Consider the following 25,240-nt stretch of genomic DNA (forward strand, 5'->3'; position numbering starts at 1 on the left):
AGCTTGGATAAACAAATAGTAATTATTATCAATAAATATACGCTAATTACCTTAGTAAATCAACAGAAGCAACAGGTAAGTAGACCAGATGCTATAAAATATACTTTAAAGGACACGATTTTACTGCTAAGGCAACGTGATGTTCGACGGAACCTAATCCAAATGATAAATATTCACACCCACCTACTTATTAGGATTGCCAGTAATTGTAAAAGCTGCCCAATAATAAGGATGAGAATATAGATTTTTATCAGCAGGCATTTTGCTAATTCTATACAAATGCGTTGCTAAATAAGCTCTAAGCTTTAACTCTTGCGGGTCAAGGTTGTTGAGTAAATCTTCATACCACTGTGTTAATTCCGATGCCGTTAATTCTCTCAGCCAACCTGTAGCTTCAGCCAAAGCTGTACTTGCTGATTCTACTAACTGTAGTCGGCGGTAAAACTCAATGATGACTAAAGCGCTGGCTGATGATTCTACAGTCCAGAGAGTGCTAACTACTTGAGAAACACCTTTGTAGAAAAATGCACTGACTAAATCTACATATTCACTGGTAGTTACTTGGTTAGTGTTAGTTACAGTTTCACAAGTGGAGAGAGTTACTAAGTTATAAGTTGATAAATTTGTTTCACAGATTTCTGCCAAGGTGAATTTATCTTCACCTGCTAGGGCTAATTCTGATCTTTGCGGATCTGTTAACCTATTAATTGCCTGACCTGCAAAATGCAACACACTATAATTGCTAAAGAAGGCATCTTCAAAATTATTTTTAGTAGCTTCTCCACCTTGGAGCCGTTGACGATTGTTAAACATCTGGCTCACAACTTCGGCTTCCAGGTTAGCAAATCTCAAGGTCGGGTAAGCTGTATTATCAGGATATTCAACACTCAATAATGTTTGATTGACAAATTGGCCAATATTGGCTTGTTTTCCTGATAAAGCTATTTGAATATTTGGAAGATAGGCGATATCTGCAATTGGTATTGTTTCTGGGGAGTTAGAGATTTGAAACAAGCAATGAAGAGGCACTCTAAATAAATCACGATGGGGAACCAAAATTAGTTGAGTAATATCTTCCAGTTCTTGTTGAATGGTGTCAATTTCCAGAATCTCTTTTAGCTGCAATAGCTTGTGTTCCATCTCCAACCGCCAAGGATGATTACTTTTGCTTTGTTGGTCTTGGGCTTGTTGATGATAATCTTGATAGTTTTGCTGCCAATCTTCTAACCAATTTTCAAAAGCAATTAGTCGTCTGGTAGCTTCGGGTAGAGGTAAATCTTGCAGAGGTGTGGCGTTAATTGCCCCTAAATCTTGGACTGGTGTAAAAACAAGAATTGGTGAGGGGGCTTGGTCTTTGATAATAAAGGTGTGTAAGGCGACTGGGCTAATATGCCAGTAAATAATTGCGGTGTGGGGATTCAGTAATTGTTGAACTGCACGATAATTTAGTGCTTGAATATCTGCGTTCCAACCACATAACAGCCAGGTTAAACAAGCATTTTTGCCCTGTTCTGCTATTTCCCAAGCTTCTACCAAATCACCATATTCTACAGCTACGTCAACGGCTAATTGTCCGAACCCCGCAAATTTAAGTGCCAGTTGTTTTTTAATTTCTGCGGTGCGAGTTGGTTCACTCAGGAATTGTTGTAATAACCTTGAGCCGCGTTGCTGAAATTCTTGTGCTTGTGTTGTTTGTCCCAGTCCTAGCAATGCTTTCACAAGAGATTGGAGAACTTCTAAATGTAACTGAGGAAAACCTGCACTTGTGAGGGTTAATAGGGCTTGATTGTACTCGGTTACAGCTTTGCGCCAATAGTTACGGGATGTAGAATATTTTTTACCTTGTTCATAATAGCTATTAGCGATCGCCAGATGTAATCTTCCCCAACCTTCTGGGTGGGTGTCTGGGCGAATATGTTTTAAACCTTCCTGATAACTAGCTAATTTACCTTCATAGCCAGCCTGCTTTAAGGTGGAATTATCGGCAGCTATGGTAGTCAATAAATTTAGTGGTGTGTCTGTCTCATTTAAATTACCAATAGCCGTCCCACGACCAATCCAAGCTTCCCAATAGTCCAGCTTGATTTGCAAAGCATTGTCATAACAAACGATCGCTTCTAAAAATCGTTCTAAATAAAATAGCGCCACAGCTTGGTTGTACCAGGCGAGGTGAAAATCTGGCTTAATTTCTATCGCTTGCTTATAAGAGGCGATCGCTTCTGCACGACGACCTAAATTTTCTAAAGCTACACCCCGGTTATACCAAGCTAAGTAAAAATCTGCCTGAATTGATAAAGCTTGATCCCATGAGGCGATCGCTTCCGACCATTGTCCTAAATTAAATAGAACTACACCCCGGTCAATCCACACCTCATGGAAATCTGGTTGAATCTCTAAAGCTTTATCGTAGGAATCTATGGCCGCTTCGTATTGTTCATCTACACCTAAGGCAATACCTCGGTAATACCAATTTTCTTGGTCTTCCGGTGATAAAAGTAGGGCTTCATCGTAACTCGCAATAGCTTCCCCAATTTGCCCCAACTTCAATTCTGCCCAACCTTTACTAGACCAAGCCCCTGGCATATCAGGCTGAATACTAATCGCTTGTTTGAGTGAGGCCACCGCTTCCTCATACAGTCCTAACTGCCCCAAAGTCCCACCCCGGTTATACCAAGCCTTGTAGTAATCGGGTTTAATTTCAATCGCTTGGTCATAGGAGGCGATCGCTTCCACAAACCTTTCTAAATGGAATAAAGTTAAACCGCGATTAAACCAGTATTCATAGGAACTGGGGTTTAATTGAATGGCTTGCTCATAATTAGCGATCGCCCCTAACAAATCACCTTGTTTAGCTTGCTGCAACCCTTGGTAAAATAATTCTTGTGCCTTGACAAAAGCATTTGAGTGTTCATTGATAATAGCTGGTGGCTGCTGGTTAGTCTGCACGGTCAAATTTGCCGCCAATTGTTGGACTAAATTGGCACTTTGATCCAACCGCACCATTAACTCATCCAAAGTGTAAGCAACATTGGGGTCTAAATTGACTAAAGACTCATCCCAATTACTTTGGGTTGAGACTATGGCTGCTGAGTTTTGTTCTCGATAATCTAATACCAGTTCGCTTAAGTTACTGATGACATCTTCTTGGGCCGGCATCAGTAAAGGTGGTGCTGTAAATTCTGCTTGTTGATATTCCCAACTTAGTTCTTGTAAGTTTGTAGTGGCATCAACTACATCAGTTGGGGCTGTTTGCTCTTGCCAGCTAAGTTCTGGTGGATTTTCGATGATGTTGTCATCCACTAATTCAGTGGGAGCTATGTGATATTCCCAATTCAATTCCTGCAAATTTTCGATTGTATCTTCATCGACTGAGGCAGTGGGGACTGCGTGATATTCCCAACTCAGTTCTTGCAAGCTTGTGATTGTATCTTCATCAACAATCTCTAATTTTGCTTGGGTAGTAGCCGTTTCTGCTTCCCTTGACTCCCATAATAAATCTCCGAGATGGCGGATTAATTCCTGTCCTGGCGAATCTGGAAGATTATCGCTAGTTTCGGGAACTGTAGTTGATGGTGCTTTTGTCTCCTCATTCACGTCATTTATTTCTATGAATTCCCTGTCTAGTAAACGGATGCCAATATCATAAGAAAGCTCTCCCACCTTGCCAATCCCCAGTTCACCCAAAGTCACCATTTGTTTACCTAAATGATGATTTGGTGCAGGTGACATCAGTAATTTTTCCCCAAATACCAACAACCAATCTATCCAGCGCTCAACACTAATGCGGTCTTCCATCCGTTGCAAATACCTAATCGCCCACTGCTGCCCCCGCCCTTGATTCACACCTTGCAGCAACTGATTAAACAACAGTTCTAGATCCCCATTAGTTAGCTCAGGTGGTTCTTCTGCCACCTGTTCCTTGACACCCTGGAAATAATCAGTTTGTGGATCATCAACAGGGTGTTTGTCAAAAGTTTTAAGCCACTGAAATAGCCGAGTGAGCATTTGCCATACTCTTAAATTTTATTTACCCTAGATTGTAGCGATCGCTGTGTTGAACAACTCATGATAATTCATGATTTACGTGAAATCCACTAAAATTAATAGAGTTTTTCATATTTATGTGTAGAAGGGGCGTACAGCTAGCTGTACGCCCCTACAAATCCTATGTTTGAGAATTAATATTAAATATTCTTAACAATGTTTCCCTACCTCTGCCAATGGTTTTTGTCCGCATTTGCCGATATTCGCAGTCATTTGCTGGTAAGCAACACCCGTTAATGTCGGTCTATTGTCTCTACAGTAACCATGATACGGTTGGCAATACACATAGGTAGGTCGGTGTAAATAATTATTGTGGGAATCAAGATTTTTCTCGTTATTCCTCACGCCTTAATTTCCAGCTAGGCTTCAGCAGTTTTGTTATTTCTGTGACTAATTGCTCTATGGTTGAAGTCTTGCAGATACACGTTTGAAATCCAGCAGCAATAGCCTTTTTCTGTATGTTAAGTCCAGCATCCCCAGTAAAAGCGATCGCCGGAATTTCTCTATTTTTTGAATCTGTCAGCGTTCTGACTTGTTGGATTAACCAATAGCCATTTCTTTCTGGCATATTAATGTCGCTAATCAACAGATCAAGTTTGATTTTTCTAATTAACTCAAATGCTTCTAAGGGATTAGTTGCTGTCATCACCTTAGTTCCATAGATTTCAAAAATCTCAGCAATTAAAAACCGCATATTCTCATCATCATCCACCATCAAAATTGTTAATTCTTTGAAAACATTTAAGTCTCTAATATCGTCTATAAAATGCGTATTCTTAGGGCAATTTGACACAAGTATGTTATTCATGATCTTTGTTCAAAGATGAGATTTGCATTCCTGTTAATGAGCTATCTGCTACTACCATGTCATTAATAAATGAGTGTTGTAGTACGTCAGTAAATAAATGATTACTACCAAATGGTAATAAATTCTGTATCAGGACAATTAATTTATCTAGGTCAATAGGTTTGATTAAATATCCTTCAAACTCTATCTCTGGAATTTCCTCAATAGTCCCTTTGATACAGGTTGAAGTTACAATAATGGGAATATGATTCCTACTACCTGCTTCCATTGCCATCAATTTATTTAGTAAAATGTAAATGCTTTCACCTAAGAATCTGATTTCACAAATGACAATGTGAGGGACAAAGCGAATCAAGATTTTTAATGCTTCCTTAATAGAATTTGTTGTGATTACAGTTGCCCCAACATCTTTGAGCAAAAGCGTATATAGCACTCCACTATCAATATCATTATCTACAATGAGTATCTGCACACCTTTGAGTATCCCAACATTAAAAGTAGAAGCAGTATTTGGATTCATAACAAAACCTGCAATTAGGATTTCCACTAGCCAAAGGAAATAAAAAAACGTAATCACAAAGGTGGTAAATCAGTAGGTGGCGAAATCAAAAGTAGTAAATATCACTTGAATCATGCAGAGGAAATATCTACTTCTTGTACTATGATTTGGTACTGTTTGATTTCGTGAATTAGTTGATTAACTACAACACAAAACTTATTCAAACTCATGTGTATTTTTAGTACTTCCAGATAGATAACACCCGTTGCCCATGAGCTTCAGCCTTTGACTGAGCGTTCACGAAGTTCTTTATGTTCCCTATTGCCATTCCCTATCCTCAAGTTCTTTTTGAGGCAATAATAAGGTGGCTTCAATTTCCTGTCTGATAGCAGCAGTCACTTCACAGTTGCTATGCAGACAATCGAGTAGTAATTGATTGGCATCGTAATAGCGCTGTAGTACTTGCTGCTGCTCTGGGCTAAATTGCCACTGATGATTAATATTGCGATAATTAGTAATCGTGATCTTTAATTGTTCAGCCCAGGCTGAATAACTAGTCTGCAACCATAGCCGAAACCGTTGTTGATTTTGACGAGAATTCGGCAACTGTTCAGCAAGTTTTTCCAGGGATTTATGAAGTCCAACATCTAGAACAATACCCAAAATGTTCGAGAGCGCATCTCCACAGGTGTGGAAGTGGGCAAAGTCCTGGTTCCCATCAATTGCACACTCTAACAGCAGGTCATCTAATGCTGCATCCAAAAACATCCCTTGGTCGAGGCTGCTGGCTAGGGCAAAGTGAGAAGATATATGAGGAGTCCGACTCAAGGCCAGGTAAAAAGCGCGAACTGTCGCATCTTTGGTTTGAGTGGGAATAGTACGAGATTTTTGGCTAGCCCAAGTCAAAAACTCTTGTAGATAAGGGTCTTGGGCGACTAGTGCATCAATCTGTTGCTTCATCAACTGTACCAAGCCGTCTGCACTCCGGAGCATGGTAGCTGTCAACAAAAAGATTTCGCGCCAGTGGGGGTCGGTGATATGACTAACCAATCCTCCTAAGGCTTGCTCTAAAGCTTGTAGGTTATGACTAGCAACTATTTTTCTAGCCGTAAAATATTCTTGAAACGCCAGATAAGAAAAAGAGAAAATTCCCCTAGCTCTTTCTGCTAGTAACCCATGTTGAGCTTCGATTGCTTTGAGCGCTGCTTCGCTTTCTATTTGCAGTTCCTCTCCATCCATCGGTAAATGACTGAGATTCTGAATATAGTCAGCAATGTATTGCTCAACAACACGTTGTTCAAAAAAGTATTGACCTTTCTCAAATGTCGCGGCGGCAATTTGACTCAATAACTTGAGCTTTTGTGGTAACAAAAACCCTCGGTAAACTTCATCCCGTTCTATACCCCTGGCTTCATCCCATTTACCCAACAGCAGGTCTAAACCTTGCTTATAAAAGTCCGTGCGTTTAATGGGGAATTTTTCTTGACTATGAAACACCCAGCAGGCAAGATGCAGAAACAGGGGTGTAACAACGAGTTGGCGAAATTGCCAGTTTTCATCTAACTCTAGTTTCTCGATAAACTCAACAGATTGTGCCTGACCATCTTCAGTATTAGTCTTGGTAAAGGCGACAAACCATTTTTGAGCGAAGGCGATGATTTGTTCTAAGGTAAATGGGGCAATTTCAACATCGGTAAAGCCTCTGAGTACAAGTTTTTGAGAGGCTGTTCGACAAGTTGCGACAAACTGATTTTTGTGATATTTATCGGAAAATCGCCGAATTTCACTTAAGACAGCATTGCTTTGTTGGTTGAGGACTTCATCCATGCCATCAAGCAAAAGTAACACTCTACCTGCATTCAGCAAGGTTTCTATAACTGTGGGATCGGAAATTCCCGATGTGATAAACTCCTGGCGGATATAGTTTAATAGGCTGAACTCGTGGGTGACTTTAGATTCTTCCGCAAAATTCCTCAGTGTGATGAAGATTGGCACCTGATGAGCTGCAAATGTATTTTGGTTAGACTGAATGGCGAGATGTTGTAAAAAAGTAGTTTTACCTACCCCCGGTTTACCTAGTACCCTGAGCTTGGAGTATGTTTCAACCGCCTGCATACTGGGTATTTGTTTTTGGGATACTTCACCTAAGCCAAAGCGATCAAATTCTTTGGGGTCGAGGTTCTGCAAATCAGTAATTTCTAAATACTGTTGACTAGCAATTAACTCCAAAATATTCACATCTATATATATGTCATCGATCGCCACAGGATGGCTGATGTCCAATAATTGCAAAATACCACACTGGTATTGAATCTTGTCAAAGCGTTGCGATCGCACTTGCTGCACTAATCTATCGATATCCAAGACAGAGGGCTGGGCTATTTCCTCTCGTTCGCCAAATTCTGCTGGTGGGTTAGCAGCAATCTCCCGCCAATTCAATTCTAAAACCGAACAAATTTCAATAAAGGTCAGACGTTCAACTGGACGACCACTAAAAAATCGCCAAATTGGCTGTCGAGTTTTTAAGTTGACTTCAATGGCTAAATTTTCTTGAGTCCACCCCTTACGCGCAAACGCTGTTTTTGCCTGTTGTATTCCTAACTGTGATGCTTGGAGCGATCGCTTGACCATAAGGCAAAACCCTGCTCCTCAAATTACAAACTTAAACTTTTATTAATATATACAACCTTACATTTTTTTCTGTGTTTCTACCATTCTACTCACTTAAAATCATACAAAAGTATCAGAATTCCTTTAAAAATTTTTAACTTTTGTGACAAATTCAAACGTTATACATTAATTTTATACATTTCAAACTTTTAACAATACATAATCTCAAACATTCATCTGTCATGCTCTATGAAGTACAGACTAAAAGCTTCTCTATATTTGTCCTTCTTCATTAAGACTTGAGTTTGAAGATGAATATAAATTTTTTATTACTTAATAAAGTAAATAAAATCATTGAGTTGACTGAACTAATTTATTATTCAAAGCAATCAGATCAACCATCTGGGGAAGTAAATATTCCAGAAACTTTTATAGACAAATTGTCTAATTATTTAGAAGAATTTGAAACAACTGGAAGAACATCAGCTAGAGTACTACATAAATATATAGACGGATTTTCTCCAGAAGAAAAAGGTCAAGTGATAGCTCTGATATGGCTTGGTCAATATGCTTCCTGCAAACAACCAGAAGACTTTCAAAATTTAATTGCACAAGCAGTACATCTCATACCTGACAACTATGCAACAAGCTATATTATCGAAAAATCTTTCCTAGCAAAGTATCTTCGCTCCGGGCTAGAAAAAATAAATCATCACCTCTGGAACAATTAAATTTATCCAGAAAGGTAGGAGGAAGGCTGTGGTGTAATGCTGCGACTAGAGAAAGCAAGCGTTTAACCGGGATTTTTCACTACAAACTGCAATTGAGCGCTTGTGGAGTGGAGAGTTTTTGTACAGGTTTTTTCCCTTTGTTCCTCTGCTCCATCAAACGCCTGAAGCTTTTGAGAAAGGCGGGTTTAAGTTCACCACCGAATTTTTAATTTGGTGGCTTTTATTTATAGGACTTACGCATGAAAACGAAAGATCAAGGGTTTGGAAAAGGGTGTAGGGGTATAAATGATTGAAACCCTTACACCCCTATACCCTTTTCCCCAATTCATTCTGTAGCTTGCTGACTAGCCGCATAATATTGATTCATCAGTGCTTCTACAATAACTTGGGGATCATCTGTTTCAATCGCTAGCTGTTCTGCAATCTGTTGGCGTAAGTTTTCATCCTCTTGCAGCATCTCAAATAACTGTTCAAGAGTAACCGTTTGATATTCTCCTTCTGGGTTTTCCTCAGTTGCGGAAATAGTTTCCTCTGGATATAATACATCAGTACTATCACCATCTGGGCCATCATATTCCCAAATTGGTTCGCCTTGATTGCGGCTCAAGACCTGCATCCCAATATCGTAGGCAACATCTCCCAGTTCCCCAACGCCCAATTCTCCCAGTTGGACTAATCGAGCTGCTAATTCATTATTTGGTGAGGAGGATGCTAGTAATTTTTCGCCAAAACGCCTTAACCACTCTACCCATTGTGCAGTTGTCACACGATGCTCAATTTTTTGCAGCCACTTTACAGCCCAAGCCTGGCCCCGCGCCTGATGCACTCCTTCGAGAAGTTCAGTGAACAGAAATTCTAAATCTGTATCACCCAGGGGTGGAGCTGGTTGTTTTGTCACGTTAGGACTAGTTTTCACCGCAGTCTGTTTCCTACCCCCACCAAACAAGCCTTGAAAAAAGCTTTTAAGCCATTGGACTAGCCGCCTGAGCATTTGCTGTACCATTTACTATTGTGTCCCCTAAGATTGTAGCCGCCTAAAGCGGGTGCAAAGCGCACTATTGCCTTAGCCAAGTAAATATATGTAAGTGAATTTCACAGTCTCTTCTAGGGTATGCCACAGCTCACAAGATGAGTGGCAAAGTTTAAAATGGTTTAACTTCATTCACGATTCAAAATGGTCAGACTCTTTGGGGGCAAAAATTCTCATGATTGGGTGTAAGTAAATTTAAAGCACAACAACTTAGCAAATCAACCCTAGAAGGTATTGACTTTTTTCACCCATGTCTTACGTACCCCTGCACCACAAGTATCGTCCAAAGAATTTTGCTGAACTAGTGGGGCAAGAGGCGATCGCTACCACACTCACAAATGCTATCCGTACAGCTAAAATAGCCCCAGCGTATCTATTTACTGGCCCCAGAGGTACAGGTAAAACCTCCAGCGCCCGGATTCTGGCTAAATCCCTCAACTGTCTCAACAGTGACAAACCCACGGCTGAACCTTGTGGCGTTTGTGATGTTTGTCAGGGAATCACCAAAGGCTACTCCCTGGACGTAATCGAAATTGATGCCGCCAGTAACACTGGTGTAGATAATATCCGCGAATTAATTGAAAAAGCCCAATTCGCCCCTGTGCAGTGTCGGTATAAAGTGTATGTAATCGACGAATGTCATATGCTCAGTAGTGCGGCATTCAATGCGCTACTGAAAACATTAGAAGAACCACCGAGACACGTAGTTTTTGTTTTAGCGACAACCGATCCCCAACGAGTGTTACCTACAATTATTTCTCGTTGTCAAAGATTTGATTTTCGGCGCATTCAACTAGAGGCGATGGTGAAGCACTTAAGTGCGATCGCCTCAAAAGAAAATATTAATATTTCCCTAGAAGCAGTTACCTTAGTAGCTCAGTTATCCCAAGGTGGATTACGAGATGCGGAAAGTTTACTCGACCAATTAGCCTTATTACCCAACGAAGTCACACCAGAGCAAGTATGGGATTTAGTCGGTTCAGTCAGCGAACAAGATTTGTTAGTTTTATTGGCAGCGATCGCCCAAGATAACCCAGAATTAGTATTAGACTCTACCAGGCAAATCTTAGATCGTGGTCGAGAACCCTTAACCATTCTGCAAAACCTAGCCGCCTTCTACCGCGATTTACTCATAGCCAAAACCGCACCCAATCGTCATAATTTAGTCGCTTGTACTCAGCAAACATGGAAAGCACTAGTTGAATCCGCCCAATCTTTGCCCATAAGTACAATCTTGCTAGGGCAGAAACATTTACAAGAAGCAGAACTACAAATTAAACACACCACTCAACCACGTTTATGGTTAGAGGTGACATTACTAGGATTATTACCAAGCGCCAATATTCAACCCGCAGCGATAGCCCTGACACCAAGCAACCAGCGCCCAGCACCACAGCAAGTTTCCCCAAAAGCGTCCCCACAAAACCCATCTCCACAACCCCCACCTCCGCCTCCACCCCCACAAGCCACCACCCACCAAGAAACCCTCGACACACCCCCATCTATTCCATCCCCTACCCTAGAGGAAGTTAAAGCTACATCTTCCCCTGCTTCCCAGTCCCCAATCCCCAGTCCCTCAGAAGATGACTTTGCTCAAATTTGGCAGCAAGTACTCAGTAATATTCAGCAAATCCCCAGACGCGCCTTACTGGGTCAAATGTGTTACCTCATCGATTTTGCAGGTGCTGTGGCTCGTATTGGTGTCAAAGCTGCGTGGTATGACAAAGTTAAGTCAGACTTACCTATGATTACGGCAGCTTTCCAACAGACCTTTAATCGTGAAATTCAGGTAACTTTAGAAAGAGGTAACCCATCAAACACCTCTACAGTCAGGAAAGTAGCGCCAGCCAATGGTAATGGTAATGGTAACAGCAACGGTAACGGTAATGGTCATAACGGTACTGCCACCGTACAACAGCCACCATCACCAACCTACAGCAACCAAAAGCCAACTACACCTCCCCCACAGCCTACCGCACCCGCCCCAAATCCAAAAACTACACCCGTCTCCCCAAGTACAGGAGGGGCAAAAACACCACCCCCAACAGAGAACAAAGCACCTCTACTTGAGTGGGAAACCGATGAAGTGGCGATCGCTGCCCAACGTCTAGCAAAATTCTTTGATGGGCAAATCATCCGATTTACCGACGATGGCGAAGGATTATCAGAAATGGCTACATCTGAATGGGCAGAGGAATCAGATTTAGACGATGAATAAGGCAGGGGAAGCAGGGGGTAGGGGGACAGAAAATTGACTATGGACAACTAACAAAAAAAATGCAAAATCCAAACTGAATTTTGCATTTTGCATTTTGAATTTCCCGTAGGGACTATTCGCCAGTCCCTGTATGCACAGTTTTTACCCACTTCAAGCGCTTGGGTCGGAATGACATCCGCGCTGTGGTGCTGCTCATGACTACTAACCAGTGCAGCATATATAATGTGCCGCGCATTGTTTGTAGTAACAAAACAAAGGGGGTATGAACTTGAAACTTTTGTTCTTGTCGTATGCGCCGTAAACCAGCAAACATTCCGACGACAGACATCGTGACAGACAAGCCTGTTACTGGGCCTAGCATTGGCGGACGATGACGGGTGAGAGCCATTAATAAATCGGGAATTGCTGCTGTTGGCAAGATATACATTGTCAGCATGAACATCAACATATCCCAAGTTTTCCGCGTACCCATGCGGTTTTTGAGAATCAAATCCCAATAGTCCAAATAGCGCTGATAGCCACCTTCCGCCCAGCGATTGCGCTGATGCCAAAGAGCGATCGCCGTTGTTACGCCTTCTTCCTGTACGGCTGGATAGAACAAGCATTCAATATCCCATTTGTCAAGATGCAGGCGGAAAGTTAGATCCAAATCATCAGTGATTGTTTCTTCATTCCAACCGCCGCAGCTGTCCAAGGCTTGGCGGCGCACAAATTGACCATTCCCTCGCAGTTCACCGATTCCTCCCAGGGCTGTACGCTGTTGCTGGAACCAAATATCCAGCGACATTTCCGCCATTTGCCCCTTTGTCCAAAAATTTTCTTTGGCGTTGGCGATCGCTTTTCGCACCTGCACCGCCCCCACCTTTTCCCGTTGAAACAAAGGTACTACATGGAGTAGCATATCTGATGCCACTTGAGCATCAGCATCAAACACGGCGATGATTTCACCTTGAGTTAATGGTAAAACCTGATTTAACGCCCCTGATTTACCACCAGTAGCTTGGGCTGAACGTCTGAGGACTTTTAGTTTGTCGTACTCTTTTGCCAGTTCTGCTAGGATATGGGGTGTTTTATCGGTACTATTATCATCAATTATCCAAACTTCGTATTGCCCGTTGGGATATTCCAGATTACAAAGATTTTTCGCTAATTTAGCAATGACAGCTTCCTCATTTTTCGCGGCTACCAATATAGATACAAAAGGTAAACTACCCTGAATCTCTTTTTGATAGTGGCGGGGTCGAGCAAAAACTACTCCTAAAGCATGAATACCTAAAACGGTAGTCAACCCTAGTATAAAAATAGAACCCCAGGAAACCAAATGTAGAGCGATCGTGCCACTCCAGACGATTGTTAAAACTAGAGCAGCTTTCCCTCTACGTCCTTGAAACCGGGATGGTAGAGACAAATCCCGTGTTTCCACTACTGATTCCTCTGTTGTTGATACGTCAGACAACAAGGAATTGAGTGGATCAAGCTCTTTGTAGGAATCGTTGTCGGGCCAGGAATTCGCTGGCATAAGTTACTTGATCCAAAAAAAGCTAATGCTGCCCTATTTTAACCGAGATTTTAATATTTCTTAGTAGTAACTTCCTTTATCACTATCATTCGTTAGTCGTGGGTCAGTGGTCAGTATATCCTGTTCCCCCTGCTTGTGCCTTTTCCATAACTATTAAGATAACGATAGACTGGGAAAATCACCCACCTTATCTACCTAAGCCGTAATGGTTTCCACCTTTCCCAATCCCGCGTCAGTTGACTTATCCCGTGTGCGGTTAGCAATCCGTTCATTGCAACCCCAGTTGGTTGAATGGCGACGACAACTGCATCAAAAACCAGAGCTAAGTTTTCAAGAAAAACTCACGGCTGCCTTTGTCTCAAGTAAGTTACAAGCATGGGGAATTGAGCATCAAACAAATATTGCTCAAACTGGAATAGTGGCTACCATCAAAGGCGAAAAACCCAGCGCTAAAGTCTTGGCAATTCGAGCAGATATGGATGCTTTGCCAATTCAAGAACTCAACGAAGTACCTTATTGTTCACAGCATGATGGTGTGATGCACGCTTGTGGACATGATGGACATACAGCGATCGCACTCGGCACAGCTTATTATTTACAACAGCATCGTCAAAATTTTGCTGGGACTGTAAAAATTATCTTCCAACCTGCGGAGGAAGGCCCAGGGGGCGCCAAGCCCATGATTGAAGCCGGGGTACTGAAAAATCCTGATGTTGATGCCATTATTGGGTTGCACCTGTGGAATAATTTGCCTTTGGGAACTGTAGGTGTCCGCAGTGGCGCATTGATGGCGGCGGTAGAATTATTTGACTGCACAATTTTCGGCAAAGGTGGACATGGTGCAATCCCCCATCAAACTATAGATTCTGTGGTGGTGGCGGCGCAAATTGTCACCGCGCTACAAACAATAATCGCGCGTAATGTCAACCCCATTGATTCAGCAGTAGTGACGGTCGGCGCACTCCATGCGGGAACAGCACATAACGTAATTGCCGATACAGCCACCATGAAAGGAACTGTCAGGTATTTTAATCCTACGTTTCAAGGTTTTTTTCCGCAAAGAATTGAGCAAGTGATTGCTGGTATTTGTCAAAGTCATGGCGCAAAATATGACTTCAAATATACTGAATTGTATCCCCCAGTCATTAATGATGCTACCGTAGCGGAATTAGTGCGATCGCAAGCTGAAGAATTGATCGAAACTCCCATTGGTATCGTGCCGGAATGTCAAACTATGGGGGGTGAGGATATGTCTTTCTTCTTGCAAGAGGTTCCTGGTTGTTATTTCTTCCTCGGTTCGGCTAACCCAGACAAAGATTTAGCCTATCCCCACCATCACCCCCGATTCGATTTTGATGAAACTGCTTTGGCAATGGGTGTAGAAATATTTGTCCGGTGTGTGGAGAAGTTTTTTAATGAATAAAAATAAGCAACAAGCTAGAGTTTTAACTCACTTGCCGCTCGTCATCAAAAATTATTCTTTGAACTCTGCCAAACCTATTTGTTTTTGCGACGGGAACGTACCTTGAACATACCAACTGTCCCTAAAGCCATGATCACAGATGTAGCCGAAGGTTCTGGTACTCGTCTTGTTGTGAAATTATTCTTACCGAAATCAACAACAATCATCACATCATTATAATCTTTGTCCCCACCGTTAAATAAATCTTCAAAACCCATCATTAAATAATCACCGACTGTCCAAGCCATTATGTGTTGTATGCCATCTGGGTTGAGTGATGAATCGGCACCATAGATATGCCCATTAGGGTTATTATATCCATCTCCCTTGAGTAAGAAGTTGAGTTGTGTACCACCTCTGATTGTACCCAGGTCTACAAAGTCACCAATATCTAGAACACCATCGGAATTACCTGAGGCGCATTTATTTCGCGTACTTAGACAAGAAACGTCTTCAAAAATCATTCCATTGTTGTACTGATTACCTTTAACAGCTTCATAAGCCAATTGGTTTCTGTAGCCAGCACCTTCGTTGAGAAACCAAACTCGCACATTGTGAGTATTTTTTAAAAACAACTGTGAAAAGTCTAGTTTTTGGGCTTGAATTTGTTCTGCGGGAATTTCTACACCCTCTCGTTGCACCAATGCTTGAAACTGGGGAAGCAAAGACTGGAAATTTTGGTCTTGTGATCTATCTTGAATTGTGTTTCTTGTTAATGTACTCCAATCATTAGCTTTTTTAGACGCTTCCTGTGCTTCTTGGGAAATCTTAGCAGCGTTATCAGCTTCTAACTTAGCCTGGTCTCTCAAGCCTTGAGCATCTCTAACCATGCTGTCAGCGTTCTCGATGGTTAATCTAGTTTCCTCTCTAACCTGATTTCTGGCTTGTTCAGCCGTGTTGCGTCTGCTACTCGCGTTATTGAAATTGGTAGTTGCTGTATTAAAGGTATTATTTGCTGTATTGAAGTTATTCGTAGCTGTATTCAACTCATTCCCAGTTCTACTAAAGTTGCTGTTAGCTGTGTTGAAATCATTTCTAGCTGTATTTAATCTAGTATTGGCTTGATCAAGTTCAGCTATAGCTGTATTAAAGTTGTTGGTTGCGGTGTTCAATGCAGTATTGGCTGTACTAAAGTTGTTGGTTGCGGTGTTAAATGCAGTATTGGCTGTACTAAAGTTGTTGTTTGCAGTGTTAAATGCAGTATTGGCCGTATTAAAGTTGTTGGTTGCGGTGTTCAATGCAGTATTGGCTGTATTTAATCTAGTATTAGCTTGATTTAGAGCGTTAATAGCATTTTGAATGGCTTTTTGTGAATTTCCTCTTCGAGCTTGAGCTAGATTTCTGGTAGCAGTGTCAACCTCTGCTTGAGCATTATTGCGATTATTGGTTGCGGTATTTAGTGCGTTTTGAGCATTATTGCGATTATTGGTTGCGGTATTTAGTGCGTTTTGAGCATTATTGCGATTATTGGTTGCGGTATTTAGTGCGTTTTGAGCATTATTGCGATTATTGGTTGCGGTATTTAGTGCGTTTTGAGCATTATTGCGATTATTGGTTGCGGTATTTAGTGCGTTTTGAGCATTATCGCGATTATTAGTTGCAGTATTTAATGCGTTTTGAGCATTATTGCGATTATTGGTTGCAGTATTTAATGCGTTTTGAGCATTATTGCGATTATTGGTTGCAGTATTTAATGCTGTTTGAGCTGTTTGGAAACCTGCATCCGCTTGGGTAAAATCTTGTTCGGCTCTATTCAGGCGACTATTCGCGTCACTTTTTGCTCTGTTTGTGGATCGTATAATACCACTGAGATCATCTTCTGCTTTTTTGAGTGCATCAGCGGCCTCCTGAGCTTTTTTTATAGCCTCAGGAGCCTCTTTAATAGCTACTTGAATAGGTTTTACATTGGCAGAAGTTGTAGTTTGAGTGGTGGCAGTTGCTGGTTTTATAGAGGCGAGTGTACCAGTTAATGCAGCAGTGGTAATTAATCCCAAAATGGCTTTTTGAGTTACAAGATTCATGATTGATCAGCCTAAAATACAGATATTTTTGTTAAGTGAACAAATAATTAACCTCTGCGTTTAGAAGTATTATTCAGTTCAAAAATGTTTCGCTTAATCAATTTGTAACTCAACTTCTGTCTGAGTAACTAGGTTTTACAGGTATTTTCTTTCACTCTTTAAGAATCCAGTATTGGATTGGCAAAATATATCTTATTTAAGGGATTATGGTCATTTTTAGGCTTAATAAAAACAAGAAATCAAGTGATAACACACAGCATTAGGCGAGATTAATTGAATGATTTATATGTTTCTAAGTATTTATAAGAATAAATTAGGCTAGGTAAAACTTAAGTTATTTAATTGCTGAACGTAATTCTACTATAGGATTCATACTCTATTTCTGAAATACACGTAGGGGAGCCACTGCGCCTTTATGGGGCAAGCTATCTCTCAGTTTATTCTTTACCAACTTTTGGTATTTATGTCTTCAATGAAGATTTTATAGAAATCTCGATATTATCTGTGAGGTTTCATTAAAGAATTTTTGGTGAGGCTTAAGTAGAACGACTTGAAAAAAACAACTATGTTAAATAATATAAAAACAATAGGATTGAGTTAGTGGTAAGGACTTTAGTCTTGTTTTGTTCGCGGAGCGTCTCGCAGAGAGAAATAAAGTTCTTACTACAAACTTTTAATTATCTACGCTGCTCTACTTATATTACATATACGGTGTTTTTGTAAAATATCTATTTCCATCAATAGTTACCATAGAAAGACAATTACTGAATACATAGAAGATAATTAATTAACGATTTCTTCTATGTATTCAGCAACTGATTATGATTGATTGAATTAACGTGAGTCTCCAATGGAGGCGCAACTACGAGAAGGGAGAAAGAAAACAGAAAGTTTTCTTAGGTGGATCGATGAGTGGTTAAAATCACAGCTAACTACTTTTAAAACAACCTCTTAGACTAGAAGTGTTTGCATTAGGGGTTTATCTTCCGATATCTTACCTGTCCGTAACCATTCTTGCAGTTCTTCTGGTGCTTGAGCTTGGCTGAGGCGTTCCCTAAGTGCAGTACCTTCGAGAATTTCTGTTTGCAAAAGTTCTTGTGCAGTTTCTTCCAACAAGTCACGGTTATTTTGCAGGATACTCAAGGCGATGTGGTGAGCATTATCCACAATCTGTTTCACTTCGCGGTCGATTTCCTCAGCCACTTTTGGGCTGATGGAACGGCGAGGATTACTGTAACCTTCGAGGAATTGTTGTTGAATCTTCTCAAAAGCTACTGGCCCTAATTTGTCACTCATTCCATATAAAGTGACGTAGCGTTCTGCTAAGTCCGTGGCTTTTTGAATATCATCACTTGCACCAGTGGAGACTTTACCAAAGACTGTTTCTTCCGCCGAACGTCCACCCAACAGAGTAGCAATTCGACCGCGAATTTCATCTTCAATCATCAAAAAGCGGTCTTCTTCAGGCATTTGAATTGTATAACCCAAAGCGCCAACACCGCGAGGAACAACAGAGATTTTCTCAACTCTACCAGCACCGGGCATTAATGCGCCGATAATTGCGTGACCAACTTCGTGATAGGCGACAGTCTTCTTCTCGGTTTCATTCAAGACACGAGAACGTTTTTCTAAGCCAGCCACTAACCTTTCAATAGCTTCGTTGAAATCAGCCATCACAACAGCTTGGCGATTTTGCCTTGCGGCTAACAGTGCTGCTTCATTGACGAGGTTAGCTAAATCTGCACCGGCAAAACCAGGAGTTTTGATAGCGATGTTACCTAAATCGACATCATCAGCTAATTTCACATTTCTGGCGTGGACTTTGAGAATTGCTTCTCGACCAATTTTATCAGGGCGATCAACCACGACTTGACGGTCAAAGCGACCAGGACGGCGCAAAGCAGGGTCTAGAACTTCGGGACGGTTGGTAGCGGCGATGATAATTACACCTGTATTAGCATCAAAGCCATCCATTTCTGTGAGCAACTGGTTGAGGGTTTGTTCGCGTTCGTCGTTACCACCAACAAAGCCACCAGCACCACCGCGAGATTTACCTAATGCGTCTAACTCATCGATGAAGACGATGCAGGGAGCCTGTTTTTTGGCTTGCTCAAATAAGTCACGGACACGCGCCGCACCGACACCAACAAACAACTCGATAAATTCTGAACCAGAGATACTGAAGAATGGTACACCAGCTTCACCAGCGATCGCCTTCGCTAATAATGTTTTACCAGTCCCCGGAGGGCCGACTAACAAAACACCTTTAGGAATTTTCGCACCTAAATTTGTGTACTTAGTCGCATTCTTCAAGAAATCAACAATTTCTTCTAATTCCGCCTTGGCTTCATCGACCCCAGCCACATCGAGAAATTTCACCCCTGTGCTACCTTCTGAGTAAATCCGGGCTTTGCTTTTCCCAACTGTCAATGCAGCCGGGCCAGCACCTTGACGATTAATTAAAAACGCCCAAATCCCAAAGAAAATTAATGGTGGTGCTACCCAACTTAGTAGGGTTCCAATCCAGGCGTTTTGGTCTGGTGGTGGTGCGGCAAACTCGACATTATTGTTGCGGAGAATCTTTGGTAAGTCCAAATCAATAGCTACTGGTGTGGTAGCAAATACTTGGTCAACGACTTTACCATCGGGGGTTTGAGTTTTGATCGAGTATTGAATGCGATCGCCCCCCACAATCGCCTTGTCTACTTTACCAGCTTGTACTTGAGCGATAAATTCACTATAAGGAACCTGTGGCAAGCGAGGGCCAGAAAAACTGGGAACAATAAAGTTAAGCAATAACAGCAAAGTTAGCAGAATTAGGAAACTGCCGCCAAATTGCCGTAACCTTGGTGGTTTAATGGAATTTTTTTTATCAGTTTCAACAGGCATTTTGATGTAACCTCAATTTAAATTAGTCATTGGTCAGTTGTCAGTTGTCTTTGCTTCCCTGCGTCTTCCCAGTTCCTAATATTGGTAAACTTTTGTGTACTCTTAGGTCTATTGTAAAGATTTGATAGGGTCGCTTAAATTAGTGGATACCCGCCTGAAAATGTGTATTGCCGTACTTATATGGAAAATCAGCTAAGTTTTATTCTCAAGTTGCTGATAATCTCAGCTTTGATATCAATTTCAATTAAATATGTAGCGCCGATGTGGCCGATTCCGGCAACAGTAACCAATGCTCTAATTTTAGTTTTGTCACCGACTATAATTTTGGCGATCGCTCTTTTCTGGCGATTCCAAACACAAAAACAAAGTTAACTAAATAATCCAGGCTCAATTGCTAAAATCAGCCTGGGATTGTGTGTAATTTGCATCACATCTACAGCTGGGAGTCAGCCTGTGAACCTTGGTCAATGGATCGGCTTAATCGCCTTAATTCTTTCTCTATATATATTGTGGCAAATTAAGGAAGTACTTCTACTAATGTTTGCCGCAGTTGTCTTAGCCACTACTTTAAATCGGCTGGCCAAACGCTTCCAACGTTCTGGGATGAAACGGGGATGGGCGGTGATGCTGGCTGTGGCTATATTCTTCGCTGTTGTCGTCGGTTTTTTCTGGCTGATTGTCCCACCTTTTGCCGAGCAGTTTAATGAACTTACCTATCGAGTTCCCCAAGGATTTGAGCGCTTCAATGCCTGGATTAACGAACTGAGAACGCGCATCCCAGCCCAGTTAGTCCCTTACATTCCTGATCTGAATAGTCTGATCCAACAAGCACAACCATTTATTAATAGGGTCTTGGGGAGTTCTTTTGCCATTGTTTCCGGCTCACTGGAAGTAGTTCTCAAGGTCTTGCTAGTGCTAGTTTTAACAGGAATGTTGCTAGCTGACCCCATCGCTTACCGCAAAGTATTTGTGCGGCTGTTCCCTTCCTTTTATCGCCGCCGGGTAGATGGAATTTTAGATCAGTGCGAAGTCTCTTTGGAGGGATGGGTAACAGGTGCGGTGATTGCGATGGGTGTAGTCGGACTGATGAGTGTCGTTGGCTTGTCAATCTTAGGTGTAAAAGCAGCCTTAGCTTTAGGCGTTTTAGCCGGATTTTTGAATCTGATTCCCAATCTAGGCCCTACCTTAAGTGTTGTCCCAGCAATGGCGATCGCACTTTTAGATAGTCCGTGGAAAGTTGTTGCGGTCTTGATTCTTTACTTCATTATCCAACAAGCTGAGAGCAACTTTATCACGCCAATAGTCATGGCGCAACAAGTCTCATTACTTCCAGCTGTGACCTTAATTTCCCAGCTATTTTTTGTCACCTTCTTTGGCTTTTTAGGCTTATTCTTAGCATTACCCCTAACTGTTGTCGCCAAAATCTGGGTGCAAGAAGTCTTAATCAAAGATGTTTTAGATGAATGGGGACATGACCACTCACAAGAGTCTGAGTTAGTCATGGTTTCTCACTATTCTGAAGGAGATGATCATTGGTCAGATGATAAGCAAGCTAATAAACCTACTGATGACACTGTGTCTCAGGAAGATTAGTTAGTTCAGCTAATATGAAGCGATCGCTTATTAGTTTTATGATAGGCGATCGCTTTGTTCTATCTCCTAATCGTCCAAACATTACGGAACATTAAGTAAGTTAATAACTTTTGCTAAATTTATTTGATTTATAGGTAGAACTTATTAGATATTTAAAGCATAAAGCCACGTTTGTATTCTTAGTGTTATGCAGAGTAGTGGGAAATCCTTTTAAGTAAAACCAAAGTCGTAACTCACCGATACCAATGGAAGCTTTGTTTTGTTTATCACCACGCTATCGCCTTGATGATGAATCACCTTGGTTAGAGGGAATAGACCCCAGTCGGCATTACTGGGTTATGGTAAATGGAGATAAAAATCTCACCGTAGCTTTGCCTGGGTTAATGGTTTCTACGATGAGTGAACTGAGACAAGCTATCCGGGAGTTTCGCGCTTTGCAACCAGGGGACAAAATGACTTTGGTGAGAATTGCCAGCGCTTGCACCCTTCACTGTGTTGGAATTAACTGCTATGCCATAGAAGCTACAATCAACAATGCTCCTGTTTGGCATTTGTTTGATCAAGAGACTTTGGATAGCTTATTGATGACAGCGCACCCCGATTGGCAATGTGCGCCATCAGATGTTGAATTGGGAAGAAAAATGCTGCTACGTTCTCTACAAGCCGCAACTGTCACCCAAAGTTAAAGTAATTAATCAAGACTACTGTTCACGACGCAAAGCCAGTAACTCTTGGGGAGAAGCTAAGAGTTTAATTTGGGTGTGGATGATCTGTTTTTCTTGGTTAAGAGTAAATAGCCATAAGACATTTACACCACACCAAGAAGTTTGGGCTTTACCAGAAACTTGTACTTGAGTGTGTCCGTCTTCTGAGGTTTCAGCCAGTCCCTGCTGAGGTTCAGCTTTGATACCTTGCGCTTCTTGTTGTAAGTAGGCAGCGATCGCATCTGGCCCCACAATACCAGATTCAAACGGTGGATACATTACGCCATCAACAGCAAATAACGCGGCGGTGGCTGCAAATTCTCCAGCGTTGAGGGTAGCAAAATATTGTAAGATCGTTGGCTCTGTGATTCCTGCAATACTTTTTATCTGGATATTAGGGAGAGACTCAGCAGCTTTCATAAAATTTCCCGTATGTAAACTATAAAGTTTCAGGTCGTCAAAACTAATTTCTTGACTACAAACCTGAATTTAAATGTAAAAGTAAATATAAAAAAAGCTGCTATCGGGATGTATTACCCATAACAGACACTCTTACTTAAGTAAGATTTAGTTCCTAAATAAATATCTAGGAACTAAATCTGGTATGACATTGAGGTTGGAAAGATATTGGTAGATGGTTAATCAGCTAAGGGGTCAACACCCATATCAGCTACTACTTTGCGGAGAACAGTGATTTGTTGACCAAAGTCTAATCCCTTCAGTGCTTCTAATACTTGAGAGCCATCACGAGAGATTTTATAGTCTGTTGGTACAGGTACAACGAAACCTTTAACCATTAATTCTGATAATTCATACCAGAAAGCCAACTTTGTATTATTGCTGAGGATACCGTAAGAGCGAGAAACTTGAGTATTATTTTTTGCAGCCAAGTCACGCATTACTTGTAACTGTTCTGCATGAGACATCTGTTTGATTTGGTTTAACAAACCTTCAGCCAATTGTAAACGAGCTGCACCTGTAGCGGCTGGTGTAATAGAACGTCCCATTTCGGTGTAAGCGTACCATAGTACTGCCAACTGGTCGTCTATGCTCAGGGCTTGAAATACAGTAATGGTAGAAGCAACAGCATCACCAGTTTGGATACCGAAAGCTTGGGAAAAACGGGTTGAAGCGGAATCAGAAGTGAATGTCATGATTGCACCACAGTCGATGGGTTTATATACTTTGCGAATCAGTGGGAGGCTTGCATCACTCTGGGTTGCTTGTCCTCTTGCATCTATGTTGCATTATTTCTTAACAATCGGCAAATAAAATTTACAAATGGATTGAGTAGAAAATATTGAACCTAAGTCTTGACTAACTTATGTATAATGGGAGGGGTGCCATTTTGGCAAAATTTGGTTATACAAATGAACTACTGTTCCATAGTTAGCAGCAGTGTGGTAGAAGCAAAGGCCAAAGAGATAGGCTTCCACAAGGTCGGCATTGCTGCTGTAAATGAAAGTAAAAATACAGAAACCGAGAGACTGCAAGCATGGATAAAGCTGGGTTATCACGCTGATATGGAGTGGATGAATAACCCAAAGCGCAGTGATATAAGCTTGATCATGCCAGAAGCGCGATCGCTTGTGTGCGTCGCTCTTAATTACTACACCCCAAACCAACGTCCCCAGGGTGCAGAATACGCCAAAATCTCTCGCTATGGCTGGGGAAGGGACTATCACAAGGTGATGCACAAAAAGCTCAAAGCGCTAACAACTTGGTTGCAATCATTAGACCCAGGTATTCAAGCTCGTTACTATGCAGATACCGGGCCAGTGCAAGATAAAGTATGGGCGCAACGAGCCGGGATTGGCTGGATAGCGAAAAATGGGAATGTAATTACTAGAGAGTATGGTTCTTGGGTATTCTTGGGTGAAGTAGTGACGAATCTAGAACTAGAAAAGGATAGTCCCCATACAGAACATTGTGGTAGCTGTACTCGTTGTTTAGATGCTTGTCCTACAGGGGCGATTACTCAGCCGTTTGTGGTGGATGCTAATCGCTGCATTGCTTATCATACCATCGAGAATCGAGCAGCAGAATTACCGGAAGCGATCGCATCCCAAATGCAAGGCTGGGTAGCTGGTTGTGATATTTGCCAAGATGTTTGTCCTTGGAATCAACGTTTTGCACAAACAACAGATATGGTAGATTTTCAACCATACCCAGACAATATTGCTCCTAAGCTGATAGAATTAGCGCAAATCTCAGACGAGGAGTGGGATAAACGATTTCCGGCATCAGCGTTAAGGAGAATTAAGCCAGAAATGTTAAGACGGAATGCCCGTGCTAATCTAGACGCATCTAAGCGAAATAATGACACAGAAAGTAATCATTTTTGATTTTGATGGCACGATTGCGGATACCGTGGATGCTCTTGTAAGTATTGCCAACCGCTTGGCGGTAGAGTTCGGTTATGTACAAATCACACCAGAGCAATTGACTCTCCTCAGGAATTTTTCATCTAGAGAAATTATCAAATATTCAGGAGTTTCTCTGATAAAAATACCATTTTTAGTTAAAAAAGTTAAGTCAGAGTTAAAAAATAAAATTCATGAATTGAAACCTATTCCTGGTATTAAAGAAGCCTTGTTAGAACTGAAAGAACATGATTATAAACTAGGAATTATTACGTCCAATTCCAGAGAAAATGTGACAAATTTCTTGAGCATTAATGAACTAGATAGTTTGTTTGATTTTATTTACTCAGGAGTCACAATTTTTGGTAAAACAACTATAATTAATAATGTTCTCCGACAAAAACAATTCAAACCCCAATCCGTAATTTATGTTGGTGATGAAACTAGAGATATAGAAGCTTCAAAAAAAGCCAACATCAAAGTAATCGCCGTGACTTGGGGTTTCAATTCTCCCGAAATATTAGCTAAACAAAATCCAGATTTTTTAATTCACCAACCAAGGGAATTATTGGAGGTGATTAAAAATAGTCAATAGGGGCTTATAGATAAAAAAGCATCCAATTGGTAGGGTGCGTCAGTGTGAATAATTTTTTGGGACTGTTAGGTTTTCTTACACTGACGCACCCTAATGACTGACTACTGACAAAACTCCACCCATAAGGGGATGGAGTTTTTATTTTTTGGTGTTT

General features: G+C 41.3%; 18 protein-coding genes. 8 read left to right on the forward strand and 10 right to left on the reverse strand.

What is annotated here, in order from left to right; genetic code table 11:
- Positions 1 to 183: 183 nt before the first annotated feature.
- From ACN222_RS24595 to ACN222_RS24610, 4 genes are all read right to left on the reverse strand, one after another.
- Positions 184 to 4,005, reverse strand: a complete 3,822-nt coding sequence (locus ACN222_RS24595; protein ID WP_010999052.1) for a CHAT domain-containing protein — start codon at positions 4,003 to 4,005, stop codon at positions 184 to 186.
- 373 nt (positions 4,006 to 4,378) lie between these two features.
- Positions 4,379 to 4,852 (reverse strand): response regulator, encoded by a 474-nt coding sequence (locus ACN222_RS24600; RefSeq protein ID WP_010999053.1) that lies wholly within the window; start codon positions 4,850 to 4,852, stop codon positions 4,379 to 4,381.
- A complete protein-coding gene (locus tag ACN222_RS24605; protein ID WP_044522391.1) occupies positions 4,845 to 5,372 on the reverse strand; it encodes a response regulator in 528 nt (175 codons plus the stop codon). The genes ACN222_RS24600 and ACN222_RS24605 overlap by 8 nt, the downstream gene beginning before the upstream one ends.
- Before the next feature lie 297 nt (positions 5,373 to 5,669).
- Positions 5,670 to 7,982, reverse strand: coding sequence for an NACHT domain-containing protein (locus ACN222_RS24610; RefSeq protein ID WP_010999055.1), 2,313 nt, complete (start codon positions 7,980 to 7,982; stop codon positions 5,670 to 5,672).
- Between the two features lie 290 nt (positions 7,983 to 8,272).
- Here ACN222_RS24610 and ACN222_RS24615 point away from each other — a divergent pair, with 290 nt between their 5' ends.
- Positions 8,273 to 8,692 (forward strand): DUF3775 domain-containing protein, encoded by a 420-nt coding sequence (locus tag ACN222_RS24615; protein WP_010999056.1) that lies wholly within the window; start codon positions 8,273 to 8,275, stop codon positions 8,690 to 8,692.
- Positions 8,693 to 9,017: 325 nt separating this feature from the next.
- Here the strand turns inward: ACN222_RS24615 and ACN222_RS24620 are convergent, their stop codons facing one another.
- Positions 9,018 to 9,695, reverse strand: a complete 678-nt coding sequence (locus tag ACN222_RS24620) for a hypothetical protein (protein ID WP_010999057.1) — start codon at positions 9,693 to 9,695, stop codon at positions 9,018 to 9,020.
- Positions 9,696 to 9,972: 277 nt separating this feature from the next.
- Between ACN222_RS24620 and ACN222_RS24625 the strand changes: the two genes are divergently transcribed.
- Entirely contained in the window at positions 9,973 to 11,940 is a 1,968-nt protein-coding gene (locus tag ACN222_RS24625; protein ID WP_010999058.1) for a DNA polymerase III subunit gamma/tau, read from the forward strand.
- Between the two features lie 112 nt (positions 11,941 to 12,052).
- Here ACN222_RS24625 and ACN222_RS24630 read toward each other — a convergent pair whose 3' ends face one another.
- The gene (locus ACN222_RS24630) at positions 12,053 to 13,459 is read right to left on the reverse strand and encodes a glycosyltransferase (protein WP_010999059.1); all 1,407 of its coding nucleotides are present in this window, start codon (positions 13,457 to 13,459) and stop codon (positions 12,053 to 12,055) included.
- A gap of 205 nt (positions 13,460 to 13,664) precedes the next feature.
- On the opposite strand from ACN222_RS24630, the gene ACN222_RS24635 reads away from it, so the two are divergent.
- Positions 13,665 to 14,882, forward strand: coding sequence for a M20 family metallopeptidase (locus ACN222_RS24635; RefSeq protein WP_010999060.1), 1,218 nt, complete (start codon positions 13,665 to 13,667; stop codon positions 14,880 to 14,882).
- A 74-nt stretch (positions 14,883 to 14,956) separates the two neighbouring features.
- Here ACN222_RS24635 and ACN222_RS24640 read toward each other — a convergent pair whose 3' ends face one another.
- Both ACN222_RS24640 and ftsH read right to left on the reverse strand, forming a co-directional pair.
- Positions 14,957 to 16,942: a DUF4114 domain-containing protein gene (locus ACN222_RS24640; RefSeq protein ID WP_010999061.1), complete on the reverse strand. Its 1,986-nt coding sequence runs from the start codon at positions 16,940 to 16,942 to the stop codon at positions 14,957 to 14,959.
- A gap of 951 nt (positions 16,943 to 17,893) precedes the next feature.
- On the reverse strand, positions 17,894 to 19,831 hold the full coding sequence (ftsH, locus tag ACN222_RS24645; RefSeq protein WP_010999062.1) for an ATP-dependent zinc metalloprotease FtsH: 1,938 nt from the start codon (positions 19,829 to 19,831) through the stop codon (positions 17,894 to 17,896).
- Between the two features lie 180 nt (positions 19,832 to 20,011).
- Between ftsH and ACN222_RS24650 the strand changes: the two genes are divergently transcribed.
- From ACN222_RS24650 to ACN222_RS24660, 3 genes are all read left to right on the forward strand, one after another.
- Positions 20,012 to 20,203, forward strand: a complete 192-nt coding sequence (locus ACN222_RS24650; protein WP_084789121.1) for a hypothetical protein — start codon at positions 20,012 to 20,014, stop codon at positions 20,201 to 20,203.
- A gap of 81 nt (positions 20,204 to 20,284) precedes the next feature.
- A complete protein-coding gene (locus tag ACN222_RS24655; protein ID WP_010999064.1) occupies positions 20,285 to 21,424 on the forward strand; it encodes an AI-2E family transporter in 1,140 nt (379 codons plus the stop codon).
- A 245-nt stretch (positions 21,425 to 21,669) separates the two neighbouring features.
- Complete coding sequence (locus tag ACN222_RS24660) at positions 21,670 to 22,110, forward strand: hypothetical protein (RefSeq protein ID WP_010999065.1); 441 nt, start codon at positions 21,670 to 21,672, stop codon at positions 22,108 to 22,110.
- Between the two features lie 15 nt (positions 22,111 to 22,125).
- Here the strand turns inward: ACN222_RS24660 and ACN222_RS24665 are convergent, their stop codons facing one another.
- Positions 22,126 to 22,548 (reverse strand): ketosteroid isomerase family protein, encoded by a 423-nt coding sequence (locus ACN222_RS24665; RefSeq protein WP_010999066.1) that lies wholly within the window; start codon positions 22,546 to 22,548, stop codon positions 22,126 to 22,128.
- A gap of 218 nt (positions 22,549 to 22,766) precedes the next feature.
- Positions 22,767 to 23,282: an orange carotenoid protein N-terminal domain-containing protein gene (locus tag ACN222_RS24670; protein WP_044522402.1), complete on the reverse strand. Its 516-nt coding sequence runs from the start codon at positions 23,280 to 23,282 to the stop codon at positions 22,767 to 22,769.
- A 216-nt stretch (positions 23,283 to 23,498) separates the two neighbouring features.
- Between ACN222_RS24670 and queG the strand changes: the two genes are divergently transcribed.
- Positions 23,499 to 24,473, forward strand: a complete 975-nt coding sequence (gene queG, locus ACN222_RS24675) for a tRNA epoxyqueuosine(34) reductase QueG (protein WP_044523338.1) — start codon at positions 23,499 to 23,501, stop codon at positions 24,471 to 24,473.
- Positions 24,448 to 25,086 (forward strand): HAD-IA family hydrolase, encoded by a 639-nt coding sequence (locus tag ACN222_RS24680; RefSeq protein WP_010999070.1) that lies wholly within the window; start codon positions 24,448 to 24,450, stop codon positions 25,084 to 25,086. Before queG ends, ACN222_RS24680 begins: the two co-directional genes overlap by 26 nt.
- Positions 25,087 to 25,240: the final 154 nt, after the last annotated feature.

This window comes from Anabaena sp. FACHB-595, from assembly GCF_048568275.1.
GTDB lineage: Bacteria > Cyanobacteriota > Cyanobacteriia > Cyanobacteriales > Nostocaceae > Trichormus.